This window comes from Hydrogenophaga sp. GW456-12-10-14-TSB4, from assembly GCF_059424305.1.
The window spans coordinates 38,742-59,110 of sequence record NZ_JBWKZH010000019.1; the positions used below are offsets into that span (position 1 = coordinate 38,742).

General features: G+C 67.8%; 20 protein-coding genes and 2 tRNA genes. 20 read left to right on the forward strand and 2 right to left on the reverse strand.

The features are described from left to right. Window positions 1-153: 153 nt before the first annotated feature. From clpP to AC07ZS_RS11635, 5 genes are all read left to right on the forward strand, one after another. Window positions 154-771, forward strand: a complete 618-nt coding sequence (clpP, locus tag AC07ZS_RS11615; RefSeq protein WP_494798757.1) for an ATP-dependent Clp endopeptidase proteolytic subunit ClpP — start codon at window positions 154-156, stop codon at window positions 769-771. Window positions 772-906: 135 nt separating this feature from the next. Continuing rightward, the gene (gene clpX, locus AC07ZS_RS11620) at window positions 907-2,172 is read left to right on the forward strand and encodes an ATP-dependent Clp protease ATP-binding subunit ClpX (RefSeq protein WP_494798758.1); all 1,266 of its coding nucleotides are present in this window, start codon (window positions 907-909) and stop codon (window positions 2,170-2,172) included. Between the two features lie 87 nt (window positions 2,173-2,259). Beyond that, window positions 2,260-4,692 carry an endopeptidase La gene (lon, locus tag AC07ZS_RS11625; RefSeq protein WP_494798759.1) on the forward strand — a complete coding sequence of 811 codons (2,433 nt, stop codon included), beginning with the start codon at window positions 2,260-2,262 and terminating at the stop codon, window positions 4,690-4,692. Window positions 4,693-4,803: 111 nt separating this feature from the next. Further along, a tRNA-Gly gene (locus tag AC07ZS_RS11630) sits at window positions 4,804-4,879 on the forward strand. A gap of 74 nt (window positions 4,880-4,953) precedes the next feature. Beyond that, window positions 4,954-5,027 (forward strand) — tRNA-Cys (locus AC07ZS_RS11635). 59 nt (window positions 5,028-5,086) lie between these two features. On the opposite strand, the gene AC07ZS_RS11640 is transcribed toward AC07ZS_RS11635, so the two are convergent. Further along, entirely contained in the window at window positions 5,087-5,725 is a 639-nt protein-coding gene (locus AC07ZS_RS11640; RefSeq protein ID WP_494798760.1) for a hypothetical protein, read from the reverse strand. Between the two features lie 510 nt (window positions 5,726-6,235). Between AC07ZS_RS11640 and AC07ZS_RS11645 the strand changes: the two genes are divergently transcribed. The 6 genes from AC07ZS_RS11645 (at window position 6,236) to AC07ZS_RS11670 (ending at window position 9,814) form a co-directional block, all read left to right on the forward strand. Next, window positions 6,236-6,823, forward strand: coding sequence for a hypothetical protein (locus AC07ZS_RS11645; protein ID WP_494798761.1), 588 nt, complete (start codon window positions 6,236-6,238; stop codon window positions 6,821-6,823). 16 nt (window positions 6,824-6,839) lie between these two features. Further along, window positions 6,840-7,502, forward strand: coding sequence for a hypothetical protein (locus tag AC07ZS_RS11650; protein WP_494798762.1), 663 nt, complete (start codon window positions 6,840-6,842; stop codon window positions 7,500-7,502). A 173-nt stretch (window positions 7,503-7,675) separates the two neighbouring features. Continuing rightward, a complete protein-coding gene (locus AC07ZS_RS11655) occupies window positions 7,676-8,293 on the forward strand; it encodes a hypothetical protein (protein WP_494798763.1) in 618 nt (205 codons plus the stop codon). A gap of 12 nt (window positions 8,294-8,305) precedes the next feature. Then, on the forward strand, window positions 8,306-9,043 hold the full coding sequence (locus AC07ZS_RS11660; protein ID WP_494798764.1) for a hypothetical protein: 738 nt from the start codon (window positions 8,306-8,308) through the stop codon (window positions 9,041-9,043). A gap of 19 nt (window positions 9,044-9,062) precedes the next feature. Beyond that, window positions 9,063-9,407, forward strand: coding sequence for a hypothetical protein (locus AC07ZS_RS11665; protein ID WP_494798765.1), 345 nt, complete (start codon window positions 9,063-9,065; stop codon window positions 9,405-9,407). Then, complete coding sequence (locus AC07ZS_RS11670) at window positions 9,404-9,814, forward strand: hypothetical protein (RefSeq protein ID WP_494798766.1); 411 nt, start codon at window positions 9,404-9,406, stop codon at window positions 9,812-9,814. Before AC07ZS_RS11665 ends, AC07ZS_RS11670 begins: the two co-directional genes overlap by 4 nt. Here AC07ZS_RS11670 and AC07ZS_RS11675 read toward each other — a convergent pair whose 3' ends face one another. Continuing rightward, window positions 9,815-11,410 (reverse strand): sensor histidine kinase, encoded by a 1,596-nt coding sequence (locus AC07ZS_RS11675; RefSeq protein WP_494798767.1) that lies wholly within the window; start codon window positions 11,408-11,410, stop codon window positions 9,815-9,817. A gap of 588 nt (window positions 11,411-11,998) precedes the next feature. Here AC07ZS_RS11675 and fliF point away from each other — a divergent pair. The 9 genes from fliF to AC07ZS_RS11720 all read left to right on the forward strand — a co-directional run bounded on the left by fliF (window position 11,999) and on the right by AC07ZS_RS11720 (window position 20,348). After that, window positions 11,999-13,681 carry a flagellar basal-body MS-ring/collar protein FliF gene (gene fliF, locus AC07ZS_RS11680; RefSeq protein WP_494798768.1) on the forward strand — a complete coding sequence of 561 codons (1,683 nt, stop codon included), beginning with the start codon at window positions 11,999-12,001 and terminating at the stop codon, window positions 13,679-13,681. Continuing rightward, a complete protein-coding gene (locus AC07ZS_RS11685; protein ID WP_494798769.1) occupies window positions 13,665-14,690 on the forward strand; it encodes a FliG C-terminal domain-containing protein in 1,026 nt (341 codons plus the stop codon). The genes fliF and AC07ZS_RS11685 overlap by 17 nt, the downstream gene beginning before the upstream one ends. Then, window positions 14,687-15,397, forward strand: coding sequence for a flagellar assembly protein FliH (gene fliH / locus AC07ZS_RS11690; protein ID WP_494798770.1), 711 nt, complete (start codon window positions 14,687-14,689; stop codon window positions 15,395-15,397). Before AC07ZS_RS11685 ends, fliH begins: the two co-directional genes overlap by 4 nt. Then, window positions 15,394-16,701 (forward strand): flagellar protein export ATPase FliI, encoded by a 1,308-nt coding sequence (fliI, locus tag AC07ZS_RS11695; protein ID WP_494798771.1) that lies wholly within the window; start codon window positions 15,394-15,396, stop codon window positions 16,699-16,701. Before fliH ends, fliI begins: the two co-directional genes overlap by 4 nt. Further along, window positions 16,698-17,132 (forward strand): flagellar export protein FliJ, encoded by a 435-nt coding sequence (gene fliJ, locus AC07ZS_RS11700; RefSeq protein WP_494798772.1) that lies wholly within the window; start codon window positions 16,698-16,700, stop codon window positions 17,130-17,132. Before fliI ends, fliJ begins: the two co-directional genes overlap by 4 nt. Before the next feature lie 89 nt (window positions 17,133-17,221). Further along, window positions 17,222-18,580: a flagellar filament capping protein FliD gene (gene fliD, locus AC07ZS_RS11705; protein ID WP_494798773.1), complete on the forward strand. Its 1,359-nt coding sequence runs from the start codon at window positions 17,222-17,224 to the stop codon at window positions 18,578-18,580. Between the two features lie 43 nt (window positions 18,581-18,623). After that, window positions 18,624-19,010: a flagellar export chaperone FliS gene (fliS, locus tag AC07ZS_RS11710; RefSeq protein WP_494798774.1), complete on the forward strand. Its 387-nt coding sequence runs from the start codon at window positions 18,624-18,626 to the stop codon at window positions 19,008-19,010. Continuing rightward, window positions 19,003-19,314: a hypothetical protein gene (locus AC07ZS_RS11715; protein WP_494798775.1), complete on the forward strand. Its 312-nt coding sequence runs from the start codon at window positions 19,003-19,005 to the stop codon at window positions 19,312-19,314. Before fliS ends, AC07ZS_RS11715 begins: the two co-directional genes overlap by 8 nt. Then, complete coding sequence (locus AC07ZS_RS11720; protein ID WP_494798776.1) at window positions 19,311-20,348, forward strand: flagellar hook-length control protein FliK; 1,038 nt, start codon at window positions 19,311-19,313, stop codon at window positions 20,346-20,348. Before AC07ZS_RS11715 ends, AC07ZS_RS11720 begins: the two co-directional genes overlap by 4 nt. The last annotated feature ends 21 nt before the right edge of the window (window positions 20,349-20,369 follow it).

The window sequence follows — 20,369 nt, forward strand, 5'->3', positions numbered from 1 at the left end:
GATCCGCCCTTTCTTTTTCAGGATTGCCCCCCATCTGGAATTGCCTCCCCCCGTCCGCCCATCGGTCGCGGCGGTCAAGCCACCGGTCGCCGTGGGGCCTCATGGGGTTGGTTACAGTAGTGATATGGCAAGCATCAACACACGGAGTAACGCATGAGCGCAATGGACATTCAAGGTTTGGGCATGGTGCCCATGGTCATCGAGCAGTCGGGCCGCGGTGAGCGTGCGTACGACATCTATTCGCGCCTGCTCAAGGAGCGCGTGATCTTCCTGGTGGGCCCGGTCAACGACCAGTCGGCCAACCTAGTGGTCGCCCAGCTGCTGTTCCTGGAAAGCGAAAACCCCGACAAGGACATTTCGTTCTACATCAACTCGCCGGGCGGCTCGGTGAGCGCGGGCATGGCGATCTTCGACACCATGAACTTCATCAAGTCCGACGTCTCCACGCTGTGCATCGGCATGGCCGCCAGCATGGGCGCGTTCCTGCTGGCCGCCGGCGCCAAGGGCAAGCGGTTCGCGCTGCCCAACTCCAAGGTCATGATCCACCAGCCGCTGGGCGGCACCCAGGGCCAGGCCACGGAAATCGAGATCCACGCCCGCGAAATCCTCAAGACGCGCGAGCAGCTCAACAAGATCCTGGCGGAACGCACCGGTCAACCGCTGGAGAAGATCGAGCGCGACACCGAGCGCGACTACTACCTGTCGGCCGCCGAATCGGCCGAATATGGCCTGATCGACAAGGTCATCGACAAGCGCCCCGGCGCTGCCTGAGCCCGTCCCGGCCCCGGCCACCCAAGGGCCTCCAAACCCGGGAGACCGCACCAAAAGCGGTGCTTTTCCGGCGTTTGGCCCCCTTGGGGCTTGAACTATCATTGTTGTTACTGCGTCACCCGACCTTCCAGACCTATGGCCGACAAAAAAGCCGCCTCCAGTGAAAAAGCGCTCTACTGCTCGTTTTGCGGCAAGAGCCAGCACGAGGTCAAGAAGCTGATCGCCGGCCCTTCGGTGTTCATCTGCGACGAGTGCATCGACCTGTGCAACGACATCATCCGCGACGAGTTGCCCGGCCTCGAATCCGTCAAGGCCTCGGGCGATGACGTGCCCACGCCGGCCCAGCTCAAGGCCAACCTGGACAACTACGTCATCGGGCAGCAGGCCGCCAAGCGCGCCCTGGCCGTGGCGGTCTACAACCACTACAAGCGCCTGCGCCACAAGGTCGCCGCCCGCAAGGACGACGTCGAACTGGCCAAGAGCAACATCCTCCTGATCGGCCCGACCGGTTCGGGCAAGACGCTGCTGGCCCAGACCATGGCGCGCATGCTCAACGTGCCCTTCGTGATGGCCGACGCCACCACGCTGACCGAAGCCGGCTACGTGGGCGAGGACGTGGAAAACATCGTCGCCAAGCTGCTGCAGAGCTGCAACTACGACGTCGAGCGTGCCCAGCAGGGCATTGTGTACATCGACGAGATCGACAAGATCACGCGCAAGTCCGACAACCCCTCGATCACCCGCGACGTGTCGGGCGAGGGCGTGCAGCAGGCCTTGCTCAAGCTGGTCGAAGGCACGATGGCTTCGGTGCCGCCGCAGGGTGGCCGCAAGCACCCCAACCAGGACTTCCTGCAGGTCGACACCACCAACATCCTGTTCATCTGCGGCGGCGCGTTCGCCGGCCTGGAGAAAATCATCGAGAACCGCACCGAGGCCTCCGGCATCGGCTTCGGCGCCGTGGTCAAGAGCAAGAAGCAGCGCAGCATCACCGAAGCGTTCAAGGAAATCGAGCCGGAAGACCTGATCAAGTTCGGCCTGATTCCCGAGCTGGTGGGCCGCGTGCCGGTGATTGCCGCGCTGTCGGAACTCAGCGAAGACGCCCTGGTCGAAATCCTCACCGAGCCCAAGAACGCCGTCGTCAAGCAGTTCTCCCGCTTGCTGGCGATGGAAGGCGCGGAACTGGAAGTGCGGCCCGCCGCGCTCAAGGCGATCGCCCGCAAGGCCCTGGCCCGCAAGACCGGCGCGCGCGGCCTGCGCTCGATCCTGGAGAACGCGCTGATCGACACCATGTTCGATCTGCCAGGCATGAGCAATGTGGAGAAGGTGGTGGTCGACGAGTCGACCATCGAGGAAAGCAAGCCGCCGCTGCTGGTGTACCGCGAGGCGGCCAAGCAGGCTTGATGCCGGGCCTGGACCCCGCCCGCCACGGATGCGCCCGGTTGAGATCGCTCGCTCCGACCCCATTTACCCGTTTTAGTCGAGGTTGACATGTCCGGACAGACCCCCCTTCCCAGCACGCCGGTCGAACTGCCGCTTCTGCCTTTGCGCGATGTGGTGGTGTTCCCCCACATGGTCATCCCGCTGTTCGTGGGCCGGCCCAAGAGCATCAAGGCACTGGAATCCGCGATGGAGGCCGAGCGCCGCATCATGCTCGTGGCCCAGAAGGCCGCGGCCAAGGACGAGCCCTCGCCCGACGACATGTTCGAGATGGGCTGTGTGGCCACCATCCTGCAGATGCTCAAGCTGCCCGACGGCACGGTGAAGGTGCTGGTTGAAGGCGTGCAGCGCGCCAAGGTGCTGACCATCCGCGACGGCGAGAACCACTTCATCGCCAGCGTGAACCCGGTCGACCCGGCGGTGGAGCGCGCGGACATGCAGTCCAACGAGCTGGAGGCGCTGCGCCGAGCCGTGATGCAGCAGTTCGACCAGTACGTCAAACTGAACAAGAAGATCCCGTCGGAGATCCTCACCTCGATCTCCAGCATCGACGATCCCGGCCGCCTGGCCGACACCATCGCCGCGCACCTGCCGCTCAAGCTCGAGTCCAAGCAGGTCGTGCTGGACCTCGATCCGGTCAACAAACGGCTGGAGAACCTGTTCGAGCAGCTCGAGCGCGAGGTCGATATCCTCAACGTCGACAAGAAGATCCGCGGGCGCGTGAAGCGCCAGATGGAAAAGAACCAGCGCGACTTCTACCTGAACGAACAGGTCAAGGCGATCCAGAAGGAACTCGGCGAAGGTGAAGAGGGCGCCGACATCGAAGAGATCGAGAAGAAGATTAAGGCCGCCAAGATGCCCGCGGAAGCGCGCAAGAAGGCCGATGCCGAGTTCAAGAAGCTCAAGCTCATGTCGCCCATGTCGGCCGAGGCCACCGTGGTGCGCAACTACATCGATGCGCTGGTCGGCCTGCCCTGGAGCAAGAAGACCAAGATCAAGCACGACCTCGCGCATGCCGAGGCCGTGCTCAATGAAGACCACTACGGTCTGGAGAAGGTCAAGGACCGCATCCTCGAATACCTCGCGGTGCAACAGCGCGTGGACAAGGTCAAGGCCCCGATCCTGTGCCTGGTCGGCCCGCCCGGCGTCGGCAAGACCTCGCTGGGGCAGTCGGTGGCCAAGGCCACCGGGCGCAAGTACGTGCGCATGGCGCTGGGCGGCATGCGCGACGAAGCCGAGATTCGCGGCCACCGCCGCACCTACATCGGCGCCATGCCGGGCAAGGTGCTGCAGAGCCTGAACAAGGTCGGCACGCGCAACCCGCTGTTCCTGCTCGACGAAATCGACAAGCTGGGCACGGACTTCCGCGGCGATCCTTCGAGCGCGCTGCTGGAAGTGCTCGACCCTGAGCAGAACCACACCTTCGGCGACCACTACATCGAGGTCGACTTCGACCTGTCCGACGTGATGTTCGTCGCGACCTCGAACTCGATGAACATTCCACCGGCCCTGCTGGACCGCATGGAAGTGATCCGCCTCTCGGGCTACACGGAAGACGAGAAGACCAACATCGCGATCCGCTACCTGCTGCCCAAGCAGATCAAGAACAACGGCATCCGCGAAGGCGAGCTGGACGTGCGCGACGACGCGGTGCGCGACATCGTGCGCTACTACACCCGCGAAGCCGGCGTGCGCTCGCTCGAGCGCGAGCTCTCCAAGATCTGCCGCAAGGTGGTCAAGGGCCTGCTGCTCAAGAAGTACTCGCCCACCGTGGTGGTGAGCGCCGACAACCTCAGCGAATTCCTGGGCGTGCGCAAGTACAGCTACGGCCGTGCCGAAGCGCAGAACCAGGTCGGCCAGGTGGTCGGTCTGGCGTGGACCGAAGTGGGCGGCGATCTGCTGACCATCGAAGTGGCCATCATGCCGGGCAAGGGCGTGATCACGCGCACGGGTTCGCTCGGCGATGTGATGAAGGAATCGGTGGAAGCGGCCCGCACCGTGGTGCGCAGCCGTGCCCGCATGCTCGGCATCAAGGACGAGCAGTTCGACAAGCGCGACATCCACATCCACGTGCCCGACGGCGCCACGCCCAAGGACGGCCCGAGCGCCGGTGCGGCCATGACGACCGCGCTGGTGTCCTCGCTCACGGGCATCCCCGTGCGCGCCGATGTGGCGATGACGGGCGAGATCACGCTGCGCGGTGAAGTCACCGCCATCGGCGGCCTGAAGGAAAAGCTGCTCGCCGCTTTGCGCGGTGGCATCAAGACCGTGATCATCCCGGAAGAGAACGTGAAGGACCTCGCCGAGATTCCCGACAACGTGAAGCAGGGCCTGGAGATCGTGCCGGTGAAATGGATCGACAAGGTCCTGGCCATCGCGCTCGAACGCCAGCCCGTGCCGCTCACGGAAGAGGAAGTCGCCGCCCAGATCGCCGCGGCCAGCGTGAGCAAGCCGGCGGCGTCCCCTGACGCAGTGAAACATTGATCAAAAAATTTCGGGGGACTTGAAAGAGCCCCTTTTTTCGGGTTAGAATCATGGCTTACCGAAATGCAGCAGCAAACGCAATAGCAGATGCAGCGGCAGGTGGTAAAAAATGCGGGAATAGCTCAGTTGGTAGAGCGCAACCTTGCCAAGGTTGAGGTCGCGAGTTCGAATCTCGTTTCCCGCTCCAGATTCAAAAAGGGAAGCTCTGCTTCCCTTTTTTGTCAGAGGGTTCAGCGCGGTGTCTTCGATGCCGCTCCTGATGGCGCGATAGCAAAGCGGTTATGCAACGGATTGCAAATCCGTCTAGTCCGGTTCGACTCCGGATCGCGCCTCCAAAAAAAGAAACTCCAGCATGGCTCGCCGACGGCGGGCCTTTTTTTCGCCTGTGGGTTTCTCAGGTCTGGAAGTCCAGGGTGTTGGGCTCCAGCGGCAGGTTCTGCGGGCTGCGCAGCAGGCCGATCACTTCCGCGAAGGCGTGGATCTCGTCGCCCAGGCCCTCCGTGCGAAAGCTGGCGCGTTCCTGTCCCACCGCGGCAACGTGGGGCTTGATGGTTTGCGCAGACTTGCCGTCGAAGCTGGTGAAGGCGGCCCGCACGGGCGTCTGCACGACGCACCGGCGCAGGTCGAAACCGGTCTCGCAGCCGACAAGGTAGACGTGGTCCTTCTGCATCGATGCCGGCTCCATGGGCACGAGCACGGCCAGGATGCAGTCGCCCGCGCGCACGCCGAAACCCATGTCCCTTCGCGCGCGGAAGTAGCTCAGCTCAGCCTCCCCGGCGGCGCGACCGCGGGCCATGTCTTCGGGCAGGCAGATCGCCAGGTCTTCGCCCGGGCCGATGGCCGGGACGACCCGTGTGCCCTGGGGCAACTCGTCGGCGCTGGGGTCGAGGAAGTAACCCGGAGACTTCTGTGTCAGCTCGCAAAGGGCGAGCAAGGCTTCGTAGTCGGGCAGCGCGTTGCCGCTCAGGAAGGCCGAGGCCAGGCTTTCGTCCACCCCGAGCCTGAAGGCCAGTTCGCGACTTTTTTCACGCATGGCACCCGGGAAGCCCAACTGATCCAGGCTCATTCTCAATCGCGCCCTAAAGCGCGCAGCAAGATCGCCGATAGACAGATGTTCAAGACTTGGCATTGGGGCTAGGGCCTGTTCACACTATTTTTTCAAGTGCGAATGGATTGAAAACAGCGCCAATCAAGGCGCGCGACGACGGCCAGACTGGATGTCTGGCCTAGGAGTGCAACGAAGAGTGGCGCTGTTTTCAATCCATTCCCTTCGGGTTGCGGCCAAAAAGGCCGTGCGCCGCGTTGCGAAGCCTCGCCGGGCCACCGGCCCGTCTGCGTTTCGCGCCTTGCGCATGGTCTTTTTGATCCGCAACGCATCTTGAAAAAATAGTGTGAATAGGCCCTGGGCGTTGGTGTGGGCGTTGCAAACGGTCATGGTAGACGCCAACCGGCTGACCAGGGAGATGCCAGTGCGCCTTTTAGGTGCATTGACCAAATGGCTCAAGAGCAGACAGGGGAATGTACACAGATGATGACGGCGCTTATGGACTCGCGGATTCAGGGCAACCTGCACCTGCCCACCTACGAACGCGCCATCCGTGCCGAGAACCTCAAGGCACTGGCCCGGCGCTGGCACATCGCCCGCAGTCCCGAGCTGGTCGATCCGCGCGTCATCGCGCGATGGTTCCCGGGGCAGCGCAACCTGCTGGAGCTGCTGGCGGTGCTGACCGAGGACGAAGTCATCAAGCTGGCGGACTGCTCCTACCCGCTCTTCTCGATGATGATCCACACGGGCCTGCTGCCCACGACGTCGGCGTCGCTGGTGCAGCCGGGTGAATTTGAAGCCGCCAACCGCCAGGAGGCCTTCATGGCGCTGGCGGTGCGCGTCGACAGCATCAAGACCTCGTTCGACGAGGCCTGCGTGCTGTTCGATCTTTCCATGAGCGAGGCCGTGCATGTCCGCCGCTTCGGTCCGCACGAGCTCTGGGACATCTCGGCCAACCCTGGCCTGGTGATGTTCCCCGTGGCCAGTGACCCCTATTTCGAGGCCGTCGCTACCCGCGACCTGACCGCCTCGCAGAAAACGCAGTTCATGGTCATGAGCCGTCGTTCGAAGAACCGCATTCACTGAAATCAGGGACATCACCATGATCAACACCGCAGGCCGTGCCCTGGCTTCTTCAGGACACAAACGGGTCCTTTTCGAGGACCAGATTTCCGATGAGCGCTTCGAGGCCCTGATCGAATTGACCTCCCGCACCAAGCTGATCGTCAAGCTGCTGGGCACCGACGTGAGCGAGCAGCGGATCAAGGAGGAAATGGACCGGCGCCTGGGGCAGTACGGTATCAAGGTCAAGCGCCCCAGGGGCTTGGGACAAACCACGACGGCGAAGACTTTTCTGGACAGCGCCGCCGAGCGTTTCGAGGCCTCGTACCTGATGGCCCTGCATTTCGGATCGCGAGGCATCGGCGAGTACGCCGTGGTCGAGACGAACTTCGGCAAGGCACTGGACAAGATGATCGAGGTCTACAACAAGTACCGCAGGACGGTGCCGCCCGTGGGCGACACCCAGCGGATCACGTTCGAGACCTACGCCTTGCTGGTCGAGGGCCTGCAAAGCCGCGAGATTGAGGTGAAGCAGTGCGGCTCTTGCAACACCAAGCACCCGGTGGTCAAGCAGCACCAGGGCCCCGCGCATTGCCCGGCCTGCGCCACGCAGGATCTGCGGATGGATGAGGCCCGCGCCGAGGTGCAGGCGCGGATCGCCGCCTATCGCCAGTCCCACAACCAGGTGGCGAAGTTCGGCTGACACCTGCTGCCCTCTACAGGGCAAAACGGCACCGTAGTCCGGGCCGACCACCAGGGCATTGGGTAGAAAAATACCCGGATGCTTCAAAAGTGGCTCACCTTCATCCCGTCGTGGTTCCGGTCGATCGGCTTTGCGTCTGATGCGTCTGCGCCTTCGCGCGTGCGTGGCTGGGCATGACGCAGATCCTTTCGCTTCATGCGGCGCGCGCGCGCCAGGCCAAGCCGGCTCAGGGGGCGGGCGGCAGCGCCTGCTGGCCGCTGCATGAGCTGGCGGCGGGCGGGCCCGAGCAGTGGATCCACGATGCGCTGGCCGACCAGCCCTATGAGGGGTTCGCCTTGTCCTGCTGGGCGCAGCAGCCCAACCTCAAGAAGGCCACGCTCAAGCTGGCCTCCTTCATCACGCCGCGCTGGCCGTGCGAAGACGGCACCCCGCTGCTGGTGCGCGCGATCGGCGAAGCGGTGCGGCGCTCCGAAGTGGCGGTGGGCAACGGCGAGACCTTCACCGGCCGTTTCGTGGGGGTGTACCTCTACGGCCTGACCATGCACGCGAAGGACGTGGCGCGCTTCTCCATCTCCGGGGTGGACCGGTTTGGCATGGTCCAGCGCTGGCGCCACTTTTCGGAACCCTTGCAGGACTGGGCGGTGCGCCACGGCATCGACACGCTCGTCGCCGAGGTGTCCGACCCCCTGCCTGCCGAGGTGGCCGTCGTGGGCATCCGCACGCACATGGTGGTGCGCGTGTCGGACCCGATCGACACCGGCTACCTCATGAAACACGCGGCTCAGGGATGAGGCGCCTGGCCCATGCGCAGCGATGACCCCGCCAGCCTCTATGGCCTGATCGAACGGCGCGCGCCGCGGCACAACCCGTCCACCTGCTTCGCATGCCACAAGTACCTGCTGTCCAGCGTCATTCAGGTGCTGCAGGAGCGCGAACACGCGCCATGCCAGGGGCCCGCCGCGATCCTTCGTGTGGTGCACGCCCATTCCCAGCTCGACGCCGACACCGGCCCGGGCTTTCTCGACTCGGGCGAGGCGAGCTCGTGGGGCGAACTGCGCTCGGGGGACGCCCACGAACCCCGGCCGTTCGCGTTGTCGGTGTTCGATCCCCTGAGCGTCCAGGGCACGGGCGGCACACTGGCCAAGCTCCTTTTCCGTCTCGCGCCCATCCCGTGGGCCCAGACCGCCAGCCTCACCGACCAGGAGGTCACGCACAACAGCATCGTGCACCTGGCGTTCGCACCGCGCCTGCCCGACGACCCCCTGGTCGTCCACAGCTGCAACGCCGCGGGGCAGGGCGTCACCCACCTGCGCAAGGCCGGCCGCTGGCAGCGGGTGTCCGGCGAAGAGGTCATGCGCGCCGCCCTGCGGCATGCGCACACCGCGTCCGGTGGGGTGCCCGCCGCGCAGCCCCCTGGCGAGGCCTACACCAGTGCCAGCGAGGTGCTCAAGGGCTTCGATCACATCCTGGTGCGCGCCGCGGTGAGAGAGCTGCAGAACCAGGAGGCGATGGAGAGCGGCGGCAAGAGCGTGTGGCTGTGAACCGGGTGCCATGAATCGCATGTTGCTGTCCCCCCTGAACCACCCTGGCCGGCGCAGCGCCGCCGAGCGGGCTTCGGCGCCCGCGTCCACCGCCGTGCCCGCCCGGCTCAGTGCACTCGGGGCCGGTCCCGGTGTGGACGTGGGGGTGGTGGTCCATCTGTGGCCCGAGCTCGCGCCGGCCGACGCCAAGGCGCTGTGCGGCGCCCGGCCCAGCGGCATCTTCCGCCGATGGCAGACCCGGCCCGGCGAGCCGGTGTCCTGCGTGAAGTGCCTGGCGGTTCAGGCGGAAGAAACCGCCACGGACCTCGAACCCGCCGCCCCTGTTCTCACCCTGGAACTGCTTGCCGGAGTCTGTTCAACATGAACCTGCATCTGTCGTCTCTCACCTCGCCGGAGGTCATCCCCATGGTCCGGCACATGGTCAAGACCCCTCACATGAAGGCCATGCAGGACGTGCTCGACATCACGGCGGTGATCGATTCCGTGCTGGCCCGCGACTTCGGCGGCAAGGGCCGGGGCATTCACTCCAAGCTCGACAGCCTGCGCCATCCCGTGCCGGCGCGGCTGGACCGGCGGCTGCGCTATCTCGCGGCGGTGCGCAACAAGGCCCTCAACGAACCCGACTGGGCGATCCCCCAGCGCGACCGCTACCTGGCCGAATGCCGGACCCTGGCCATCCGCCTGCTCGACATCAGCCGTCGGCGCCAGCGCAAGGTGCACCTGCTGCAACGGTGGTGGGCCCGCGTGTCGCGCGCCTGGGCCTCGCTGTGATCAGATGCCCAGCGCGGCCAGTCGGGACGTCGTCGCCGCCGCGGTTTCGACGGGCAGGGTGAAGTAGACCGCGCAGCCGTGGCCGGGCGTGCTGTCGAGCCAGATGCGGCCGTTGTGGCGCTGCACGATGCGCTGGCACAGGGCCAGGCCGGCGCCGTAGCCCTCGAAATCCAGCGAGTGGTGCTGGCGCTGGAACATGAGGAACAGGTTGTGGGCCTTGGCGACATCGAAGCCGACGCCGTTGTCCACGATGAAGAACAGGCAACTGCCGTCGCTCTCCGCGCGGCAGCCGATCTGGATCTCGGCCTGCTCGCATGGGCGCGTGAACTTCATGGCGTTGTCCAGCAGCCGCGTGAACAGGTCGGCCACCATGGCCGCGTCGGCGACCACCGCCGGCAGGTCGTCCTGGATCACCCACTGGATGTCGCGGTGGGGCTCGCTCTGCCGCAGGCGCGAGACCACGCCCTCCAGCACGCTCTTCATCTCCAGCTGGCCGGGGTGCAGGTCGATGCGGCCGATGCGCGAGTAGGTCAGCAGGTTCTCGATCATCGCGTTCAGGCGCTGCGAGGCCCGCTTCATCGCATCGCGGAAATGCCGGATCTCGTCGCTCGCGTCCTCGCCCAGGGCTTCCGCGATGAGGCCGGCGAAGGTGTTGATGTGCCGCATCGGCCCGCGCAGATCGTGCGTGATGTGGTGGGTGAAGATGTCCAGGTCCTTGTTGGGCACCGTGTACTGGCGCACCCGCTGGGTCACCCGGCGGTCCAGCTCGGCGTTGAGGTCGTTCATGACCCGGTCCAGGTCCTTCGCCGCGGTCATGTCGCGCGTGATGCACGACAGGCCTTCGAGCTCGTCGTTCTCGCCGCGCAGGGCCGTGATGAGCGTCTGGCCCCAGAAGGCCTCGCCGCCGGCGCGCTTGAGCCAGCCCCGTGTTTCCCATTGCCCGCGATCGATCGCCAGCCGGATGGTGTCGTGGATGCCGATCTCCTCCTCTTCGCCGACACGGGGCGCGGTCAGGTCGGCGAGGTGCAGGTGGCCCACCTGTTCCCGGGAGAAGCCGTGCAGGCGGTGGGCGCTCTCGCTCCACTCGGTGATGAGCCCCGTCGGGTCGAGGAAGTAGATGCACGAATCCTGCAGCGCGTCGACCATGAGGTCGAAGCGGCGTTTGGCCTGGCGCAGCTCGTGGGTGCGGCGGTTCACATGTTCCTCGAGCGCCGGGTCGTGCCGGTGCTCGGTGATGTCGCGGGCCTCCAGGAAGACGCCGTGAACCACGCCGTCGCGAAAGTCCGGGACGAAAGCGGTTTCCAGCCGGACGGCATGGCTGCCCGGGATGTGCTGCTCGGACACCAGCACCTGCTTCTCGCCGCCGACGGCCTGCATGAAGCGAGGCAGCAGGGCGGGGAGGGCGTCCTGCGCAAAGCAGTCCTGGAAAGGGCGGCCTTCCAGTTCCGATGGTCGCAGGCCTTGGCTGTCGCAGAAGGCCTGGTTGCCGAAGTGGCAGCGCAGATCGAGGTCGAAGTACGCCATCTGCCCGGGAAAACGATCGGCGATCGCGCGCGTCAAGGCAAGGTGGGGCGCGGACAGGTGGCGGGTGGGCATCGGGGACATTCGCTTTCAATCGGTGGCGCTGCGCTTGCAGCCTCGCACACCAGCGAGCGGCCGAAGACCATGGCGCGTTCGTGCCGTCGAAGCGCGTGGCCCTGTCGGAGATCCCTGTGGGTGGACGGACCGCCTCGCCGCTGCGTGATCGCGTGCGCGCGTACCCGTTGCCTCTGTGTGCGGTGCAACCATACCAGCCGCCGTGCCCCGGTACCGCGCCGCGCCGGGCACGCCGTTTCGTACATCCCGGGTCCTGCGGCGGGTCCGGGTTAGGTCATTCGCAGTAGCGGTGCCCCCATGGCGCGCGCCGAAGCATTAGCGGAGTCCCCACAAGTCTTACCGTGATTTCCCGACAGGGCCGGGCGCAGATTTTTGGCGTTTTTGCGCAAATTGACACAGTTGGCGTGTGCGAAGTGAGGTGTGCAGCCCACACACCGGCACCTGCAGCGGTCTTAGCCCGAAAGCAGTCGTTTGCCAGCGGCCCCGACGCCGAGGCGGGAGCTACGGGGGAGTTTTGCCCCGAAGAGCGAGGGGGTCGAGGGGGTGCGAGACCCAAGAATTCATCGGTACCCCAACAGGACCTATCGAATGAATGCACTCCGGCTCATGCGCGACAAGCTGCCCCTCGGGAAAGCCTTGGGCGGCGCATGGCGTCCTGAACTGGCCTCCCGCCTGCTGCCGGTCGTTCTGCTGGCGATCGGCATCACCGCCATGGTGATGATGTTCCTCTGGAACGACCAGGCCAGCTACAAGCCGGTGTTCGGCGCCCGTGAGCAGGTGCCGGTGTCGGACATGATGGCCACGCTGGATGCCGAGGGCATCGGCTACCGGCTGCACCCGGAGACGGGGCAGGTGCTGGTGTCCTCCTCCGACCTGGGCCGCGTGCGCATGCTGCTGGCGGCCAAGGGCGTCACCGCGCGCCTGCCCGAGGGACTGGAGCTGATGGACAAGAACGACCCGCTGGGGGTCACGCAGTTTGTCCAGGACATCCGCTTCCGTCGCGGCCTGGAAGGCGAGCTGGTGCAGAGCATCACCTCGATGGACGCGGTGCGCTCGGCGCGGGTCCACCTGTCCGTGGCGCGTTCGTCGACCTTCGTGCTCAACGCCCAGGACAAGAGCACCGCCTCGGTGGTGTTGAACCTGCACCCCGGGCGCACGCTGGGCAACGAGCAGATCGCCTCCATCATCCAGCTCGTGGCCGGCAGCGTGTCCAACCTGGACCCGTCCCGCGTCAGCGTGGTGGACCAGGCCGGTCGCCTGCTGTCCGCGCGCGTCGACGTGAAGGACGGCATCGACAACGGCAGCTTCGCCGACGAGGCCGCCCGCAAGGCGCAGAACGACATCCTCCAGAACGCGCACCAGTTGCTGCAGCCGCTGCTCGGCGCGGGCAACTACAACGTGAGCGTGGCCGTCGAGCTCGGCCAGGACCGCGTGCAGGAAACCCAGGAGCGCTACGGCGACTCGCCCAAGGTCACCAACGAAGCCTCGCGCGAGGAGAGCAACCGCGACCGCGTGGCGCTCGGCGTGCCGGGCTCGCTCAGCAACCGCCCGGCCACGCCGGCGCCGGACGCCAACGCCGCGCCCAACACCGCCGAGCGCAGCGCCGTCACCCGGCAGTTCGCCTACGACCGCAGCGTCACCACCATCCAGCGCGCGCGCGGCCAGCTCAAGAAGCTCAGCGTGGCCGTCGTGCTCAACGAAGGTGCCGCCCCCGGTGGTGCCGCCAGCTGGGGGCCGCAGGAAATCGCGCGCATGGAAAGCCTGCTGCGCGGCGGCCTGGGCATCAACGCCGAGCGCGGTGACCAGCTCGTGGTCTCGGCGCTGGCCTTCCCCGGCGCGGCGCCCGCCGTGCCCTGGTACGCGGAGCGCGAGACCGTGTTCGAGTTCGTGACCTGGGGCCTGTACGCGCTCGGCGCGCTGCTCGCCTACTTGCTGCTGGCGCGCCCGCTGCTGCGCCTCCTGCGCGAGCGCAACAAGCCCGCGGCCGAGATCGGCATGACCGACCTGATCGCTCTCGAAGGCGGCCCGGGCAACGCCGAGGAAGCGCCCGCGCTGGCCCAGCCGTCGCCCGCCGTCGCGGCGCTGCCCAACAAGGTCCAGCCGTCGACCTCCGGCGCGATGGTGCCGCTGCTCGCCGACTACGACCTGCCCCCGCCCGGTTCGCCGGTGGAGGTGCTGGTCAATCACTTGAAGGTGCTGGCCCAGAAGGAGCCCGAGCGCGTCGCCGAAGTTGTCAAACAGTGGGTCCAGAAAAATGCCGCCATCACCTGATCAGGAAGGGGCCGACAGCGGCTCGCTCTCGGCCACCGAGCAGGCCGCCATCGTGCTCCTGAGCATGGGCGAGCAGCCGGCTGCCGCCGTGTTGCAGCACCTCTCGCGCGAGGAACTGCTGGACGTCACCCAGGTCATGTCGCGCATGAGCGGCATCAAGGTGGACATGGCCCGCACGGCCCTGCAGCGCTTCTTCGACGACTACCGTGAGCAAAGCGGCGTGCACGGCGCCTCGCGCGCCTACCTCAAGAGCTCGCTGGACATGGCGCTGGGCGCGAACATCGCCAGCAGCGTGCTCACCCGGATCTACGGCGACGCCATCCGGCCGAAGATGGCCCGGCTGCAGTGGGCCTCGTCGCGCTGGATCGCCGACCGCATCGCGGCAGAGCACGAGCACATGCAGGCGGTCTTTCTGGCCTTCCTGCCCTCTGCGCTGGCCAGCGAGGTCATCGAGCGGCTGCCCGAAGAAAACCGCGACGCGGTGCTGATGCAGATCGCCCAGCTCGGCCACGTGGAGCACGACATCCTGCGCGAGCTCGAGGTCCTGGTGGACGCGTACCTGGCGAGCCTGGAAACCCAGAGCGCCACGGTGGAGGGCGTGCGCCAGGCCGCCGAGATCATCAACCGCCTGCCCGGCAACCGCCAGAAGATGGTCGAGCAGATGCGGGCGCGCGATCCGGCCGTCATGGCGCGGATCGAAGTCAGCATGTACGACTTCTTCATCCTCTCGCGCCAGACCGAGGAAGTCATCACCCGCATCATCGAAGCCTCGCCGCTGGACCTGTGGGCCGTGGCGCTCAAGGGCGCGGACCCCGAGGTGCGCCGCAAGGTGCTGCAGGCCATGCCGCGGCGCCAGGCCCAATCGTTCGAGGACACGCTGCGCCGCACCGGGCCGGTGCCGCTCAGCCGCGTCGAACAGGCGCGCGCCGAGATCATGCGCGAGGTCAAGGCGCTGGTGGACCGCGACGAGATCCAGATCCAGCTGTTTGCCGAGGCGGTGGTCGCATGAAGACCTACCGGCCGCACCGCTTCCCGCCGCTGAGCCGCTTCACGCCGGTCCAGGCGCTGTCGCCTGGCGACGCCGAGAGCGCGCAGGCGGCGCTGGCCGAAGGCTTTCAGCAGGGCATGGACCGCGGCTACCGCGAAGGCTACGACAGCGGGGCGGAGCGCGGCCTGGCCGACGGCCGCCTGCAGGGGCTGCAGGAAGGCCGCGACGAAGGGCAGGCCGAGGCCCGTGCCGCCGTGCTGGCCCGCTGGCAGGTGTATGCCGCGCCGGTGGACGCGGCCCTCGCGGCCTTGAACCAGGCCCAGGACGACTACCAGAAGGCCCTGCGCAGCGAGGTCGTCGATCTCGTGGGCAAGGTGGCCCGGCAGGTGATCCGCGCCGAGCTCACGCTGCAGCCCACGCAGTTGCTGGCCCTGGTCGAGGAATCCCTCAAGAGCATGCCGCCCGCGACCGGCGAGATCGAGGTGTTCCTGAACCCGGAAGACCTGGAGCGCATCCGCGACCTGGACCCCGTGCGCGCCCGGGCCTGGAAGCTCATGGCCGACAGCCGCCTCGACGCCGGTGAGTGCCGGGTGCACTGCGGCGGCCAGGAGGCCGACGCCGGTTGCCGCCACCGGCTGCAGGCCTGCATGGAACAGATCGGCGCGCAACTGCTCGACACCGAGCCCGCTGCCGTGGAGGCGGGCGTGCCCGCGGAGCTCGCCGCATGATTGCCGAGCGCCTCAAGTCCGTCGAACTCACCGACGTGCCGGTCTCCGTGCCCACGGGGCGGCTGGTGGGGGCGGCGGGCATGCTGCTGCACGTCAAGGGCTGCCAGCTTCGCATCGGCCAGCGCTGCCGCATCGAAGCGGGGCCGGGCGAGTGGGTCGAGGCGCAGGTCGTGGGCTTTCGCGACGAGACCACCTCCGTCATGCCCTTCAAGAAGACCGACGGCCTGAGCGCCGGCGCGCGCGTGTTGCCGCTGGCGTCGGACAGCGAACTGCTGATCGGCCCGTCCTGGCTGGGTCGCATCGTCAACGGCCTGGGCGAGCCCATGGACGGCCTGGGCCGCCTCGGCGGCGAGCACCGACTGGGCAGCCAGCCACCGCGCGTGGACCCCTTGCGCAAACGGCCCGTGCACGAGCCGCTGGACGTCGGCGTGCGCGCCATCAACGGCCTGCTCACGCTCGGCCGCGGCCAGCGCGTGGGCCTGATGGCCGGCAGCGGCGTGGGCAAGAGCGTGCTGCTGGGCCTGGTCACGCGCCAGACCGTGGCCGACGTGGTCGTGGTGGGGCTCATCGGTGAACGGGGCCGCGAGGTCCGTGAATTTATCGACCTCTCCCTCGGCCCGGCCGGCCTGCGCCGCGCGGTGGTGGTGGTCGCACCCGCCGACGAATCGCCGCTGATGCGCCTGCGCGCCACCGAACTCTGCCACTCCATCGCCGCGCACTACCGCGACCGCGGCCAGAACGTGCTGCTGCTGCTGGATTCGCTCACCCGCTACGCCATGGCCCAGCGCGAAGTCGCGCTCTCGCTCGGCGAGCCGCCAGCCACGCGCGGCTACCCGCCGTCCGTGTTCAGCGCGCTGCCGCAGCTGGTGGAGAGCGCGGGCAACGGCGAAGGCGAGGGCAGCATGTCCGCCATCTACACCGTGCTGGCCGAAGGCGACGACCAGCAGGACCCGGTGGTGGACACCGCGCGCGCCATCCTGGACGGCCACATCGTGCTCTCACGCGCCTTGGCCGAGCGCGGCCACTACCCGGCCATCGACATCGGCCAGTCCATCAGCCGCTGCATGTCGCTGGTGGCCGGGCCGGCGCACATCGCCGCCGCGCGCTCCATGAAGGCGCTGCTGTCGAGCTACCAGCAGGTGCGCGACCTGCTGCCCATGGGTGCCTACGTGCCGGGCGCCGACCCGCAGGCGGACCGGGCCGTGACCCTGTACCCGCGCATCGAGGCCTACCTGCATCAGGGGGTCAAGGAAAGCGCGCCCCTGACGGACTGCCTGCGCGACCTGAGCGAGCTGATGGCATGACTCCGCCCACCCACCTCACCACCCTCGGCCACCTGGTCACCGCGCGCGAGCGCGAGCAGGAGCGCCTCGGCGCCGAGCTGAGCCGCCAGCAGTCGGTGCGCGAGCGCCTGCAGCGCAGCGTGGACCGGCTGCACGCCATCTGCGAAGCCGCCGGGCCCTCGGGCAGCCAGCCCTTCCTGCTGGCCGCCAACTGCGCGGCCTTCAAGCAGTCGGTGATGGGGCTGGCGCAGGAACAGCAGCGCAGCCTGGAGCGCCACAGCGCCGAGGTGGACGCGGCCCGCGCGGCCTTGCACGCCGCCTTTCGCAAGCGCGAAGGCGTGGCCCAGGTGCTGCACAAGCGCGAGAGCGAATGGCGCCTGGCCGGCGAAGTGCGGGCGCGAAAACAGCTCGACGACGTGGCCCTGACCGTCTGGCGCCGCACCGAACGGTGAAAAAAATGGCCTGCCCCCTTCAAAAACCGCTGCTCCCGGTCGCCTTGTCGGGCATGGGCGGGGCTTTTCCTGCCTGATCAGGAGCAACCATGGACATCAACCCGACCCAGATGGCGACCCAGCTCGCCACGATCTACACCCAGGGCACGCAGGACATCATCACGCGCGACAGCAAGGCCGCCGAAGCCACGAACGCGGGCTACACCCGCCTGCGCTCGGCCCTGGCGGCGTTCAACACCGCGATGGACGCGCTCTCCGGCAAGAAGGGCCTGGTCAAGAACAGCGCGACCGTCGCCGGCAGTTCCGGCGCCACGGGCACCGCCTCTGCCTCGGCCCAGCCCGGCACCTACAGCTTCTTCGTGGAGGCCGTGGCCTCCAACCACCAGATCGCCTTCGCCGACCTGCCCGCCGTGCCGGTGGCCACCGGCGGGCCGCTGGTGATCCAGCAGGCCGACGGCAGCAGTTTCAACGTCAACCTGCTGATGGCCGACGCCGATGGCAACGGCACCATCTCGCAGACCGAGATCGCGCGCGCCATCAACCAGGCCTCCGGCAACGCCGGCAAGGTGACGGCCCAGGTGGTCAACACCGGCAACGGTTCGCAGCTGATCCTCTCGTCCGGCGCCAGCGGCGAAGACGGCAAGATCACCGTCGACGCCAGCGGCCTGCCCGCCGGCGCGCTCAAGGACGCCCTGAGCGCCACGCCCAACGAACTGGCCCAGGCGCGCGACGCGGTCGTGTGGCTGGGCGACCAGGGCACCGGCGTGCGCATCCAGCAGGCCAGCAACACCGTGACCGCCATCGACGGCGTGACGCTCAGCCTCACCCGCGCCATGACCACGGGTGACGCCCCCGCCACGCTGACCGTGGCGGCCGACGACGCCGGCACCGCCGACAACGTGCGCAGCTTCGTGACCGCCTTCAACACCTTGCAGGGCGTCATCAACGACCTCACCAAGACCGACATCAACGCCGCCACGCGCGGCGTCTTCGCCAGCGACAGCAGCATTCGAGCGCTGCGCACCCGCCTCAACGACATGGTGCGCCAGGACTTTGGCGGCGTGCGCCTGTCCGAACTGGGCATCTCCACCGACCGCCAGGGTGCGCTCACCTTCGACGCGGCCAAGCTGAAGAAGACGCTGGACGTCAAACCCGACGCGCTGGACAAGCTCTTCGGTTCGTCCAGCCTGTCGGCGCCCTCGGGCCTGCTGGGCTCGATGAACACCTACCTCAAGACCTGGCTCGACTCGGGCACCGGCCAGATCAAGCGCCGCCAGGAGTCGGTCCAGATCCAGCAGCGCGACATCACCAAGCGCCAGGAGCGCCTGGACGAGCAGTTCGCGATGTCCTACGAGCGCTACCTGCTGCAGTTCACCCAACTTCAATCCCTGATGGGCCAGCTCAATCAGACCTCGGGCATGTTCGGGTCGTCCACGACCACCGCCTGAGGACCGATCGCGCCGCCCCTCATCACCCCCGACGAGGACTTCCTTGACATACGACGCATACGAGAGCTACGCCCAGGTCGACCTGGGCGCCCAGACCGCACAGGCCTCGTCCGTGCAGCTGGTGCTCATTCTGATGAACGGCCTGCAGGACGAACTGGCGCGCGCGCGCGCCCACATCGAGGGCGGCCGCTTCGAGGCCAAGGCCCGCAGCCTGGACAAATGCGTCGGCATGCTCAACGGCCTGTCCAGCTCGCTGGACACCGACGCTGGCGGCGAGGTGGTGGCGCAGGTCGCGCAGGTCTACGACTACTGCGCGCGCCGCCTCCACGAAGCCGGGGTCCGGCTCGACGTGGGCATGGTCGATGAAGTCAGCCGCCTGCTGCGCACGCTGCAGGACGGCTGGGAAGGCATGCAGGCCCACCATGGATAAGCGCCAGCCCTTCCTCGACCTGGCCGCGCGCCTTCGCCAGGAGACGCAGGCCGCCGACTGGGCCGCGCTGGCCCGGACCGACCGGCAGCTCGCCGGCCTGCTCGCCAGCCTCCCCGCCGACCTGCGCCTGAGCGCCTCGGAGCAGGCCGCGTACCACGTGCTGCGGCTGGCGCACGAGGCCGCGCGCAGCGCCTGCGCCCAGGCTCAGGCGCAGGCCCACGAACGCCTGCAGGCGCTGTGCGACCAGCGCATCGGCTGGGACGCCTACGCCCTGAGCACCGACATGCAGGAGGCATCGGCATGAACGTGACCACCCCCATCCTGAACCTCACCCCGGCCATGCCGGCCGCGCCCGGTGCGGCGCCGATCGCGCCGCCGGGCGACGGGCAGGCCGTGCTGGCGGGCGATTTCGCGGATCTGCTGGGCCTGGGCGAGAGCCCGGCGCCCGTCGACGCCGCCGACCCCGCGTCCGCGCACGAGATCGGCCTGCTCGATGAGCAGCCGGCGCCCGATGACGGCGAGACCGCGCAGGACGACAGTCCGGCCGAACCCACCGACGCGATGTTGTCCGCCGCCATGACCACGGTGCAATGGACGGTCGGTGTGGAGCGCGCGCTGCAGCTGGCCCTGCGGTCCTCGCAGGCCGCGCCGCCCGCGCAGGACGCCGCGCCCGTGGCCCTGTTCCGGGCCAGTCCCACCCCGGCATCTTCGCCGGCCGGTGTGCCCGTGCTGGCCGATGCCGACGTGTCCGGCGCGCCGAACCCGGTGCCGGCGGCTGCCGCACCGGCCGGGCCGGGCACCGCCACCTCCGATGCGGGCAGCCGCGCTGCGCGCTTCGAGCTGCCCCAGGTGCAGGCCGCTCCTGCGGCGGCGACCGCGCCCGCGGCAGGCGGCAGCTTCGTGCTCGAAGGCGACAGCGTGCGCCTGCCCGCCGGTGAGCCCGACCTGTGGCAGCGGCCGCTGGCGCAGGCGCTGGGCGATCGGCTGCAGGTGCAGGCCTCCCACGGCATCGAGCAGGCCCGCATCCGCCTGGAGCCGCCGGCCATGGGCCGCATCGAGATCGTGCTGCGCCAGGAAAGCGGCCAGCTGCAGGTCCAGCTCAGCGCGTCGCACCACGAGGTGGTGCGCCAGCTCCAGGCCATGGGCGAAGGCCTGCGGCAGGAGCTCACGCACAAGCAGGGCGCCCCGGTCACGGTCCAGGTGCTCGAGGACCGTGCGCTCGCCGACGGCCGCTCGCCGCAGCGCGAGCGCCAGCAACAACAGCCGCAGGAAGACCGGCCCGGCCAGGGTCTGTTGAGCGAATCCAAGGCCGACCGCCGCGCCTTCACCCTGGCCTGACCCGCCGCCATCGAGATTGCC

Bases quoted from the DNA above. Each gene is read 5' to 3' on its own strand.
- clpP (WP_494798757.1), top strand. From the start codon at position 154: ATGAGCGCAATGGACATTCAAGGTTTGGGCATGGTGCCCATGGTCATC.
- clpX (WP_494798758.1), top strand. From the start codon at position 907: ATGGCCGACAAAAAAGCCGCCTCCAGTGAAAAAGCGCTCTACTGCTCG.
- lon (WP_494798759.1), top strand. From the start codon at position 2,260: ATGTCCGGACAGACCCCCCTTCCCAGCACGCCGGTCGAACTGCCGCTT.
- AC07ZS_RS11640 (WP_494798760.1), bottom strand. From the start codon at position 5,725: ATGCGTGAAAAAAGTCGCGAACTGGCCTTCAGGCTCGGGGTGGACGAA.
- AC07ZS_RS11645 (WP_494798761.1), top strand. From the start codon at position 6,236: ATGGACTCGCGGATTCAGGGCAACCTGCACCTGCCCACCTACGAACGC.
- AC07ZS_RS11650 (WP_494798762.1), top strand. From the start codon at position 6,840: ATGATCAACACCGCAGGCCGTGCCCTGGCTTCTTCAGGACACAAACGG.
- AC07ZS_RS11655 (WP_494798763.1), top strand. From the start codon at position 7,676: ATGACGCAGATCCTTTCGCTTCATGCGGCGCGCGCGCGCCAGGCCAAG.
- AC07ZS_RS11660 (WP_494798764.1), top strand. From the start codon at position 8,306: ATGCGCAGCGATGACCCCGCCAGCCTCTATGGCCTGATCGAACGGCGC.
- AC07ZS_RS11665 (WP_494798765.1), top strand. From the start codon at position 9,063: ATGTTGCTGTCCCCCCTGAACCACCCTGGCCGGCGCAGCGCCGCCGAG.
- AC07ZS_RS11670 (WP_494798766.1), top strand. From the start codon at position 9,404: ATGAACCTGCATCTGTCGTCTCTCACCTCGCCGGAGGTCATCCCCATG.
- AC07ZS_RS11675 (WP_494798767.1), bottom strand. From the start codon at position 11,410: ATGCCCACCCGCCACCTGTCCGCGCCCCACCTTGCCTTGACGCGCGCG.
- fliF (WP_494798768.1), top strand. From the start codon at position 11,999: ATGAATGCACTCCGGCTCATGCGCGACAAGCTGCCCCTCGGGAAAGCC.
- AC07ZS_RS11685 (WP_494798769.1), top strand. From the start codon at position 13,665: ATGCCGCCATCACCTGATCAGGAAGGGGCCGACAGCGGCTCGCTCTCG.
- fliH (WP_494798770.1), top strand. From the start codon at position 14,687: ATGAAGACCTACCGGCCGCACCGCTTCCCGCCGCTGAGCCGCTTCACG.
- fliI (WP_494798771.1), top strand. From the start codon at position 15,394: ATGATTGCCGAGCGCCTCAAGTCCGTCGAACTCACCGACGTGCCGGTC.
- fliJ (WP_494798772.1), top strand. From the start codon at position 16,698: ATGACTCCGCCCACCCACCTCACCACCCTCGGCCACCTGGTCACCGCG.
- fliD (WP_494798773.1), top strand. From the start codon at position 17,222: ATGGACATCAACCCGACCCAGATGGCGACCCAGCTCGCCACGATCTAC.
- AC07ZS_RS11715 (WP_494798775.1), top strand. From the start codon at position 19,003: ATGGATAAGCGCCAGCCCTTCCTCGACCTGGCCGCGCGCCTTCGCCAG.
- AC07ZS_RS11720 (WP_494798776.1), top strand. From the start codon at position 19,311: ATGAACGTGACCACCCCCATCCTGAACCTCACCCCGGCCATGCCGGCC.